Annotated in this window: 7 protein-coding genes; all 7 read right to left on the reverse strand. The window is 32.9% G+C overall.

Translation table 11 applies throughout. The features are described 5' to 3' along the window. Nucleotides 1–32: 32 nt before the first annotated feature. Nucleotides 33–1,406 carry an FAD-binding oxidoreductase gene (locus WBG07_RS19110; protein WP_340203704.1) on the reverse strand — a complete coding sequence of 458 codons (1,374 nt, stop codon included), beginning with the start codon at nt 1,404–1,406 and terminating at the stop codon, nt 33–35. Nucleotides 1,407–1,429: 23 nt separating this feature from the next. Continuing rightward, nucleotides 1,430–2,548 (reverse strand): VOC family protein, encoded by a 1,119-nt coding sequence (locus tag WBG07_RS19115; RefSeq protein WP_340203706.1) that lies wholly within the window; start codon nt 2,546–2,548, stop codon nt 1,430–1,432. 55 nt (nt 2,549–2,603) lie between these two features. After that, nucleotides 2,604–3,914, reverse strand: a complete 1,311-nt coding sequence (locus WBG07_RS19120; protein WP_340203708.1) for an aminotransferase-like domain-containing protein — start codon at nt 3,912–3,914, stop codon at nt 2,604–2,606. Nucleotides 3,915–3,944: 30 nt separating this feature from the next. Next, nucleotides 3,945–8,405 carry a MupA/Atu3671 family FMN-dependent luciferase-like monooxygenase gene (locus WBG07_RS19125; protein ID WP_340203710.1) on the reverse strand — a complete coding sequence of 1,487 codons (4,461 nt, stop codon included), beginning with the start codon at nt 8,403–8,405 and terminating at the stop codon, nt 3,945–3,947. Nucleotides 8,406–8,425: 20 nt separating this feature from the next. Next, nucleotides 8,426–10,531: a type I polyketide synthase gene (locus tag WBG07_RS19130; RefSeq protein ID WP_340203712.1), complete on the reverse strand. Its 2,106-nt coding sequence runs from the start codon at nt 10,529–10,531 to the stop codon at nt 8,426–8,428. Between the two features lie 46 nt (nt 10,532–10,577). Further along, nucleotides 10,578–10,898 (reverse strand): acyl carrier protein, encoded by a 321-nt coding sequence (locus WBG07_RS19135; RefSeq protein WP_340203714.1) that lies wholly within the window; start codon nt 10,896–10,898, stop codon nt 10,578–10,580. A 173-nt stretch (nt 10,899–11,071) separates the two neighbouring features. Further along, nucleotides 11,072–11,279: acyl carrier protein (locus WBG07_RS19140; RefSeq protein WP_340203716.1), on the reverse strand; the 208-nt coding region annotated here is incomplete at its 5' end.

Below are 11,279 nucleotides of genomic sequence, written 5' to 3' on the forward strand. Positions count from 1 at the left end.
CGGCTTGATTGCAATAAGCTGGTCTTACTTTTTTAGTGTTGCTCAATAAAAAGGTTATTGCTATTAAGTATATTTTTAGGATCAAAAATTTTCTTAATCTCAGCCATTATTTTGATATTGGTATTTGAAGTAAATTGATTAAAAAAAGAGCGATTATAAGTGCCAATTCCGTGTTCTCCACTAATTTCGCCACCCATTTCAATAGCCTTTTCAAAGATTTGGGTAGTACATTTACAGATATTTTCTTCCCACATGCTATCTTCATTACTATTAAAGATATTAATATGAAAATTTCCATTGCCTATATGCCCTATAACAATAAATTCAAGTTGTAATGATTCGCAAATGAAATTTATAGCCTTGAACATTTCATCAATTTTATCTCTTGGCACAACAACATCGAGGTCTTTAAATTCTGCATAGTTTATGGCTGCTTCTCCAATCTTTTTGCGATACTTCCACAAGGATTCAATTTCCTTCACAGATTGGGCTATTAAAGGTTCATAATTACTATACTCTAGGATTAGATTGTATAACCGTGTTGCTTTGTTCATGTTTTCCTCATCCGTTGGTGATTCAAACTCTATCCACAAAAGGCCTCCAAATTGATTTGAAAATTTATTTTTTTCACCTAAGTATTCTAAAATGAGACCGTATCCGTTTTGATCCAAAAATTCAAGACTTGAAGCGGTAAATCCTTGAGAGAAGAATGTCTTTACAAAGTTGAATAGTCTTTCTGATGTTTCAAAGGGCACCATCATTAACAATTCTTTTTGAACAGGAACAATTTTTAGCACCACTTTTGTTATAATTCCAAGGGTACCTTCACTACCCACAAATAGTTGAGTAAGATTATATCCAGTAGCATTTTTCTCTATATTTTTACCTGTCCAAATAATTCGTCCATCAGGCAACACTACCTCAAGATTTAACACGTAATTTTTAGTGCTACCGTATTTAAGAGATTTCGGGCTACCGCTTGATATAGCCACATTACCTCCAATACAACTCATTGAAGCACTGCTTATATTTTGTGGAAAACACATATTGGTTTCCAGTAACTTATCTTGTAATATTTGCGTAACTACACCCGCCTGCGTAATTACGTACCGGTTAATAGCATCAATTGTAAGTATTTTATTGAGTCGTTCTATAGATAGTATAATACACTCCGAATTAGAAACACTCCCTCCACTAACACCACTTCCTCCTGCACGGATGGTAATCCCGAGGTTTTTACGGTTACAGACCTTCACTATCTGTGAAACCTCATTAGTAGAATTAGGCTTTACAACACATAAGGGTAGCGTACTTTTCCTGCTACTATGATCAGTAGCATACTGGTATAGTTTATCTTCTTCGAAGATTACGTTTTCTTCTCCAACTATAGTGATAAAGTCGCTCAACTTGTTTTTAAAATGCACCAATTCTACACTTTATTAAGCATTATTTCTTCTTCCAATGCTTCAAATAAGGCATGGATATTATCTAAGCCAAATCCTTCGTACTGATTAATACGTTGTACGATTTCATAGAAAAAGGTTGCGCGATCTCCAATAGGAGTGGTAAATACTTGTAATAATAGAGCATTATCTACAACATCACATAAAACTCCATATTTCTGGAATTTATCAACCTCCAAATGTGGATATTTATTTTTAAGGTTTCTGTAGTAAGAATCTGGATAAGCCGTAAACTTGACACCATTTTTTCTTAAAATTTCTACCGATTTAAAAATATTAGAGGACGAAAAAGCTATATGTTGAACTCCGGTTCCATAGTTTTGCTCTATAAATAGTTGTACTTGGGTGTTTTTATGCTTATCAGGTTCTACTAAAACATTATTTATCTGTTTATCATTGGTTTGCAACACTTTAAGATACATTCCAATCTTGTTTTCTTCTTCTGATTCAGACAGTCTTTCATCAAAACATGCTACTGTTTTTGAATAAAAAATATTATTAAAATAATTCTCCCAAATTTTGATCTCATTTACTCTCAAAGCACTTGCGATATGATCAATACTGACAAGACATGACTCTTCAACATTACTATCCCAATTACTTTCATAGGCTTCATATCCAGGAAGAAAAATTCCTTCGTAGTCTTCATAATCTACAAATACTATTTCGTTATCATCAAATATTTTCACAGATGCCAAAGTTGCTGTGCCGTACTCGTCTGAAATTTGATGTGGAAATTGTAAAGGAATAGCACCTTTATTAATTACTTTTTCAAAAAAGGATTCTACATTTTTTATTTTTACTGCGATCTTCTTTATTCCATTGCCATGAAGATCAACAAAGGATACTACTTTGTAATTACTGGGTTGTGAAGCAGATGTAATTACCAGTTTAATATCATCTTTCACAATAAAGTAGGAGCATTTATCAGGACATCCTGTCTCTGGACCACAATATGCTGTTACTTTAAAGCCTAACGCTTTTACATGCCAATAGGCTACCATTTTGGCCATTCCTACATAATATTCAATAAAATCATATTTGATCTTTAAGAAGTCCGATTCAATTAATTTTTCAGCATTCATAATTTTACTTTTGGTTTAATATTTGAATTGTTTTATTTTTTTGATGGATGTTTATTTAAATGCTTTTACCTAGTAAGGTCGCATTGGTACTTGTTTGATTTATTTTTTGATATAAGAATTTTGATAAGCGTTCTATGGCAGTCTCAATCAAATTTTCGTCTACATAGCTATACGCTATTCGTATTTGATTTTTTCCTTCATTACTTAGGTGGAAGAATGACATGGGGGTAGTAATAACCCCATATTTTTTTGCACAATCAATGACATCTTCTTTAGTGATTATTATGGGCAATGTCAATGTTAGAAAATAGCCTCCTTCAGGAATGTTCCAGGTTACTTGAGCTAAACCAGATGTTTCATTTACACCGAAGTATTTGTGAAGCGCTTTGAGAATACCGTTTCTTTTAGTTTTTAGTTTTTCAATTTTTTTTACATTGTAGTTTTTAAAGGAAAACTCATTTTCAATAAGCATTCCCCCTACAATCATTTGTGTTATGCTAGGTGTATTTACGGTAGTATAGCCTTTAGTTTTCGCCATAAGATCACTTAACTTAAAGCCTCCTTCTAGTTTTTTACCGCAAACCATTGCACCTATTCTTAATGCCGGGTATATTGTTTTTGAAAAGGAATGCAGGTAAATAACGTGCCCATTTTTATCTAAAGACTTTATTGTGGGAAGCTTTTCTCCTTCAAATACAAAATCCCCATAGGCATTGTCTTCAATAATGTAAAAATTGTATTGCTTAGCCAATTGCAATAATTTTTTCCTGTTCTCTAAAGGCATTCTTGTTCCTGTTGGATTTTGAAAATCAGGAGTAACATATACCAGTTTTACATGTTTTTGTTCTGAGTTGCATCTTAAAATGTTTTGTTCTAATTTTTCAAGGCATAACCCAGTAGGTTTAACTGGAGATGGCTGCACTTGGTATTGTGCAATAATGCTAAAATGACTTATCCCTACATAAGACGGATCTTCAACAATTAAAACATCATTTTTTTTGTTACACAGTGTAAGTAACGTAAGGATAAAGCTTTCCTGTGAACCAACATTAATTAGTATATCATCTGCATCTGCTTTTATCTGATAGTCATTTTCTAGATACTTTGCTATTAATGTGTTAATAACTCCTTTTGTCCTATTGTACTGGCCGAGATCTTTTAATATTCTTTCTGGAGTACTATTTTTTTCTCTGCTCATGTGATTTACAAAAGCATCTATATATTCTTGAATCTTATGTAAATCAAAGAATCTTTCATCAGGACGACCTGAAGCTAAAGAGATCGCATCAGGATAGTTAAGCTGGACTTCATTAAGAAACCCCATAACATCTTCTACACGCGCGGTTGCATGATCTTGTTTAATCATTTTAGTTTTATATTAGGTAGTATGTTTTTGTTAGATTGTCACTTTAGGTTTTTCAAGCCTTTTAACCTGTAGTCTTAAGATTATTTGTGAAATCTCTCTAACGGAAGGTGTTTTGAAAAAATCTTCCAGTTTTATTTTAACATCAAAAACTGCTTTAATTTTATTCTGTAGTGTAATCGCTTTTATGGAGTTCCCTCCAATTTCAAAGAAGTTATGTTTGATGCCTATTTTCTCTTCATCGAGATTCAGTATAGATGCCCATATACTAGTTAATTGTTTTTCAAGCTTACTTGCAGGAGCTAAATATGTTGATTTTATTTTTACTCCTGGAGCAGGTAATGCTTTTATATTTAACTTACCACTTAGCGTTAAAGGGAAAGATTCTAATACCATGTATATGTATGGTATCATATAATTTGGCAATTGATTTTTCAGACTTAAAATAACATCTTCTTCATTAAATTTTTCAGCAATTACATATGCTACAAGTTGTTGTAATCCTTCTATTTCTGCATACACAACCAGTGCTTGTTGAATCTTGTGTAAACGTTCAAGATGATTTTCTATTTCTTCTATTTCTATCCTGTGCCCTCTTACTTTTACCTGACGGTCTCTTCTTCCTAGAAATTCAAGCTTTCCATCTGATCGCCATTTTACTAAATCTCCGGTTTTGTAAAGGTATTCGCCTTTTATAAATGGATTCTTTATAAATTTTTCTTCCGTTAGTTTAAATTGATTTAGATATCCTTCCGCAAGCTGAGTACCTCCAATATGCAGTTCTCCAGGAATCCCAATAGGTTTCATTTGTAAATCATCAGATAGAACATACATCCGTGTTGTGCTTAAAGGAGTTCCGATGGTTACAGCATCTTCTGAGTTTATTCTCGCCAGGCTCGCCCAAATAGTTGCCTCTGTTGGCCCATATAAATTCCAGATGGTTTTATTAGGGGCGATTGTTGTTAACTTATCTTTTAGTCTTGTTTTTAAGGTTTCTCCTCCACTCAATATTTCGGTTTGTTCTTTATTTTCCCATCCTGATTCTAGTAGCATCTCCCATAAAGTAGGCGTAGCTTGCAGGTGAGTAGGTTTTTCTATTGCTATGAGGTTCTTAAGTAATTCTAGATCTTTTACTTCTTCTTCATCTGCTAAAATCAGCGTTCCTCCAAAAGAGAGCGGAAGGAAATACTCCATGATGGAAATATCAAAAGTAAAATCCGTAATACTAAGGATACGAATCTTTTTATCTGCTTGCAATTTTTTACTGATTCCAATAATAAAGCTTGTAAGTGACCTGTGTGTGACCATTACTCCTTTTGGAGTTCCAGTTGTACCCGAGGTATATATAACATATGCCAGTTGGTTTTCGCCAACGGATACAGGCTGTTTTTGGGATCCTACATTTATTTTTTCATTTAATTTATCTACATAAATAAGGCTGATGGCTTTTTTTTCATTGAAATTAGATTGTAATGAGGTCTCAGTAACAATAACAGTTGCTTTGGTATCATTCAGTATAAAATCAACTCTGCTTTTTGGGTATTTAGTATTGATAGGTACATATGCTGCACCGGTTTTGAACACCGCTAAAATCGCTATAATCATATAGGCAGAACGCGATGTACAGATGGGTACCAGATCGCCATCGCCTATGCCAAGGCTAGACAAATAGTTTGCAAACTGTGTTGCTTTATGATCGAGTTCCATATAAGTATACTCATCCTTTTGGCAAATCATGGCCAATGTATTGGGGCTATCTACTACGTTACTCTGAAAAAATTCAAGAATGGTTTTAGAGTGTCTTACAGACCCTTCATTATTTATAACAGTTCTTTCTGGTTTTTGAAATGAATTTGTGGGCTCCTTTTGTAAGACAAAATGATTTTTTAAAGCAGTTAGTTTTTCAAGCCCTTTTATAACGGTCTTTGTTTCTATTCCAAAATCAATAAGACATGCTATTTCTGTTACCCCTATTTTCAATAATTTCTTTAGAAACTCTGCACAGGAATTTTTGGTGCCTATTAAACTTTTGTTATTTAAATATTTATTTACTGAAAGTTCAAGAAGTTGTTCAATTTCATTAGATGATTCATCGTTTACATGTTTGTTTGGAATGTTTTGAAACATTTCCAGTTGTTTCCTGAGATACTCTTTTAGTGGTTTCTTTGCTACATCATGCGCTTTTTGAACACTATTATCAATATAAGTGTGTAACATGACAGCTACTCGCCCGCTTCCCTTATGCCCATATGCTGCATATGCACTTTGATATGCAATGATTTTTTCTTCGAGTTCGTTTAGATCATCATTCAACAAACCAGTTAAAACCCCTGCTCCTATTTTTCCCGCTTCAACAAAAGTATCTATAGCTCCGGTGGCGGTAATCCAAATAGGGAGATTTTTTTGTAGAGGCTTTGGGAAAATTTCAATAGGAATTTCGATATTTTCAGGATTAGGATAGGTTATTTTATTACCATTCCACAATTTTTTTATGGTTTCAATTTTTTCATACATCACAGTATGCCTGTCTTTATAATCCTCTGGAAAGAATATGAAATCATTACTATTCCAACCGGAAGCAAACGAAACTTCGGCGCGACCCCCAGAAAGATGATCTACCATTGCCCATTCTTCGGCTATGCGAACTGGATGATGCAATGGAGGCACAACACTTCCAGAACGAATACGAATTCTATCGGTTTTCATGGCAACTGCTGCTCCTAACACACTCGGACTGGGAAATGGAGCACCAAACTCATTAAAATGACGCTCTGGTGTCCATACTGCACTAAAACCGTTTTGATCGGCTATTTCTGCTCCTTTGAGTACTATTTCATAGTTGTTTTTCTCGCCCCCTTGGTTACCAAAATAAAATAGACCAAAATCTAAATTCCTTTTTTCAAGTTTAATTGTTTGCTTAGCATTTCCGAATTGTAAAATGTTTTCTTTTTCTCTATTCGGGATCATGTCTATTTCACCAATCCCTGTTTTCGGATCGATAAGGACTTCCTGCAATAACAACTCTAGATGTGTGATCAATTGCTTTATCACATTGGCGTTATAAATATCTTTTTTGTATTCTATTTCACAAAGAAGTCCTTGTTCCACTTCAGAAAAATTAAAAGAAAGATCAAAAGCTCCAAATCTCGCATCTAATTTTTTATATTGACTTATTTCTAAGTCTTCCACTGCTAAAGTTGTATCTGCTTTTTTAAAGTTTTGAAAGATGACAAAAACATCAAATAGTATATTTCTATTTAATTCTCTTTTTAAATTAAGATCCTGTACTAGGTCTTCAAAATTATAGCTATTATGCTGATAGGCATCCAGAAGATTTCTATTAATCAATGCTAAAAATTCTTCAAAAGATTCCGTCCCTTTAAATTTTGTTCTTAACACAAAAGTGTCTGCAAAAAAACCTAATGTATCATTCAATTCTGGGTGTGCTCTGTTATAGTACGGAAAGCCTATGGTAATATCTTTTTGATTTGAATATCGGTAAAACACTAATTTCAATAGGGCAACCAAGCCTGAAAATGGGGTTACCTTTTTACGCTTACAAAAGGATTTGAACTTATTGAATAATTCTGACTCCAGTTCCATTTGTAGAATTCCAATCTCAACTTTTAGTTCTTTGGATCTGGTTTTTCCGATTGATAAATTCAGCTGAGGTAATTCTCCTTTAAATTGATTCAACCAGTATTTTTTATCCGTTTCAAGCTTATTTTTTAAATATTCTGAATTGCTCCAGGCAGCATAGTCTTTAAACTGTATTTTTAAGTTTGGCAACGTATTTTCAAGATTACCTTCTATCTCATCTTTATAGAAAAACATAACATCACGAAAAAGGATTTCCATGGATTTACTGTCACAGATTATATGGTGGATCATTAAAGATAAAACCCATTTTTTTGGAGCCATTTTAAATAGGTTACATTTCAATAATGGCCCCTCAGTAAGGTCAAAAGGTTTTTGGAGTTCTTTATAAATAATAGTATCAACTTCTTCTTCACTTCTGATTCCCTGATTCGTATTCATTTTGAATTTTACTTCATCTAAGGATTGAACATACTGCTTTATTTCTCCGTTTTCTGTTTGTTTGAATACTGTTCTTAGTATTTCATGGCGTTGTATTAGTTTTAAGAAGGCTTTATGTAAGGTGTGTTCTTGAAGACTTCCTTTTATGATTATTGCCGAACTCATGGTATACGAAATATTGCTTTTCTCACCTAAATTGCTAATAATCCATGATCTTCTTTGTGGTGAACTTAAATCGTATCCATGAGGATGTTCTTCTATTTTAGGAATTTCATAAGTATTCAGCTTACTTTTTTGTGTTAAGAAGTCAATCAATAGTGCCTTATGGCTTCTTACTTCATCAATTAAATATGAAGGTATTTCTTCCCTTTCATAAAATAATTTCAAACGTTCATTTACTACCTTGACGGTTATGTCATGAGATTTGAGATCATTAAGAAGCTGAGCTATTTTCATATCCTTTTCTTTACACTCTTTTATATAGTGATACTCTTTACATTTGTTTGAGAAGTAACTTGTGTTTGAATATATTCTGAAATCTTAGCAATAGATTGCAATTCTAGAATATCCTCTAGCTTTATTTTAGTATTAAACTTTTTGTTGATTTTAGTTAATAGCAGGGTTCCACTTAGTGAATCGCCACCTAAATCAAAGAAATCTGTTGCTAATGACGCCTCTTTTTCCAATAGGTCTTCAAATATCTCTTTTAGTTCTTCTTGAATTTCAGAGCTGGAAAAACTACTATTTTCATATTGATTTTCTTCGTTTTCCGTATTTTTAAAAATGGATGGCTTACTTTCATTTTCTATGTATACTCCCATAGAATTTGAATTTATTATTTCCTTTATATTGATATTACTAACATCCACTTCAGTAGGGTATCTTTTGTTTTCAAAAGCATAGGTCGGTAATGGTATTTTAACTCCTTTTTTGGTTTTATAGTAAGTATTCCAATCTACATCTGCTCCTTTAACCCATACTCTTGCAAGCTCTTCAATTAACTTATCTACTTCTTGTGTAGCCTCATTTTCAGGCTCCGCTACTTGATCCTCAGAACTAAGCTTTTTTAAAAGTTCTTCCCGGCTAGTAAAAAAAAAATATTTACGAAATCCAAAATGATCTCTTCCTATTGCCATGGTATATGAAAGATCATCCATATTAATATGTTCATTTTTCTCAAGGAACTCCCTTAAGTTTCTTATATTTCTATGTAGCGAATTTTTAGTTTTAGCAGAAAGTAATACTAGTTTTTTTTGCTCAGAATCTAAACCAATAACTTCTCTATCAGTGCTTTCTTCAAGAATGATGTGAACATTTGTTCCTCCTATTCCGAAAGAACTAATACCGGCTCTTCTAGGTGTCTCCTTATTTTTTTCCCAGCTTTTAAGTTTGGTATTGATATAAAAAGGACCTTCATTGAAATTAATTTCCGAATTAGGTGTATCCATATGTAAACTAGCTGGAATTTGCCTATGCTTCAAAGAAAGTGCAGCTTTTATGAGGCCAACAACCCCTGATGCAGTATCTGTATGTCCCAAATTTGATTTTACCGAACCTATTGCACATTTAAAAGTAGTGTCTTTTTCAAAAGCCAAATTCAACGCCTCTATTTCTATAGGATCACCTAATTTTGTACCTGTGCCGTGAGCTTCAATATAATTTATAGTATTAGGTGCTACCCTTGCTATTTTTAGTGCAGCCCTTATGCATTCCATTTGTCCTTCTACACTAGGTGCTGTATATCCCGTTTTCCTATTTCCGTCATTATTGGCAGCACTCCCCTTAATTACTGCATAAATATGGTCCTTGTCTTTAATTGCTTCATCAAGACGTTTTAGAACAACCATTCCAGCTCCTTCACTAAATACGGTTCCGGTAGCATTATTATCAAAAGATCTACAATATCCGTCTTTTGATACTATTGATCCTTCATTGTAATAATATCCAATTTGAGTGTTTGTAGAGAGGGATACTCCCCCTGCAATAGCCAGTTTGGCCTCTCCAAATAATAAGCCTCTACATGCAAGATGTACGGCTGATAATGAGGTAGAACAAGCGGTATCTATAGTAAAAGCAGGTCCTTTTAAATTAAGATTATAAGAAACTAGAGATGCCAAATGGTTTCTACTACTAATTAAATCCAGTGTAATATTATCCACTTTTTTATTTGTATTTTGAGCCAGTGCGTGTAATTTCCAGTTAAGGTCACTACTGCTCCCTGCATATAAACTAATTTCACCATCTACTGCCTTAATTGTGTATCCAGAATCTTCTAACGCCTGCCATGCACATTCATGAAAAATTCGGTGAACCGGATTCATAAGGGCTGCTTCTTTTTCGGTATAGTTAAAAAAGCCTGCATCAAAATGATCTTTGTTTTTTACTTTAGAACTTATATTAACAAACCCTTTGGCTTTTTCTTTTTTAAGATTAATTCCTTTTTTAGAAAGTTCCTCTTCTTTAATAAATTCCAATAATTCTGTTTCATGAGTCAAACTATTCCAAAATTCCTTCCAGTTTTCTATTCTAGGTAACCTACATGAAATCCCTATGATTGCTATTTCTAAACCTGTTTTTCCCATTTGTTGCATTTATATAAATCTTAAAAGGATATGATAAAAACTGCTTTTAGTTATTATCCTTTTTTAAAATTTTATCTAATTGACTATTCACCTGATCCATTTTTTCATCAAATCCTTTTAAAGAAATTTCTTGTTTTTCGTAAATCCATACGGATTGTTTTTTAATATTCGGATAAGAGAATATTTTAACAGTAGGAACTTTGATTTGAAAGTTTCTTTTTATCAGTCTTGCCAAAGTCATTGCCGCAATAGAATCTCCTCCTAAATCAAAAAAATTCTGTTCTGGATTAATTTTATCAATTTTCAAAACTTCCTTCCAAATCCCTGTTAATTGATTTTCTATTTCTTTAATATCTTTTGCTTTCATTTTTTTATTGACTGCTATGGGCTACTTTAAAGCAAATTAAAAAGTTCTTGACATTCTCTCTTTTTAAAAAATATCTCTGTAACCATTGGGATACAGATGAAGTTTTATAAGATCACCTATACAATTATTTATATAATGAGTGTATTTATGAACACTTTAGTTTAGAGTCTATTTTATATTGTTATTTTAGGTTTTTCTACCTTTTTAACACTCAATTCAGAGATTGTTTTTGATATTCCCTGAATAGAAGGAGCTTTAAAAAACTCTTCTAGCTTTATTTTAATATCAAAAACTGCCTTAACCCTGTTCTGTAATGTAATGGCCTTAATAGAATCTCCCCCCAGTTCAAAGAAGTTATGGGTGGTACTGATCTTTTCTGCT

Origin of the sequence: Ascidiimonas meishanensis (genome assembly GCF_037782385.1) — a bacterium.
Taxonomy (GTDB): domain Bacteria; phylum Bacteroidota; class Bacteroidia; order Flavobacteriales; family Flavobacteriaceae; genus Ascidiimonas; species Ascidiimonas meishanensis.

What these genes read in the sequence shown, in the direction of transcription:
- WBG07_RS19115 (WP_340203706.1), bottom strand. Translation starts at nt 2,548, where the DNA reads ATGAATGCTGAAAAATTAATTGAATCGGACTTCTTAAAGATCAAATAT.
- WBG07_RS19120 (WP_340203708.1), bottom strand. Translation starts at nt 3,914, where the DNA reads ATGATTAAACAAGATCATGCAACCGCGCGTGTAGAAGATGTTATGGGG.
- WBG07_RS19125 (WP_340203710.1), bottom strand. Translation starts at nt 8,405, where the DNA reads ATGAAAATAGCTCAGCTTCTTAATGATCTCAAATCTCATGACATAACC.
- WBG07_RS19130 (WP_340203712.1), bottom strand. Translation starts at nt 10,531, where the DNA reads ATGGGAAAAACAGGTTTAGAAATAGCAATCATAGGGATTTCATGTAGG.
- WBG07_RS19135 (WP_340203714.1), bottom strand. Translation starts at nt 10,898, where the DNA reads ATGAAAGCAAAAGATATTAAAGAAATAGAAAATCAATTAACAGGGATT.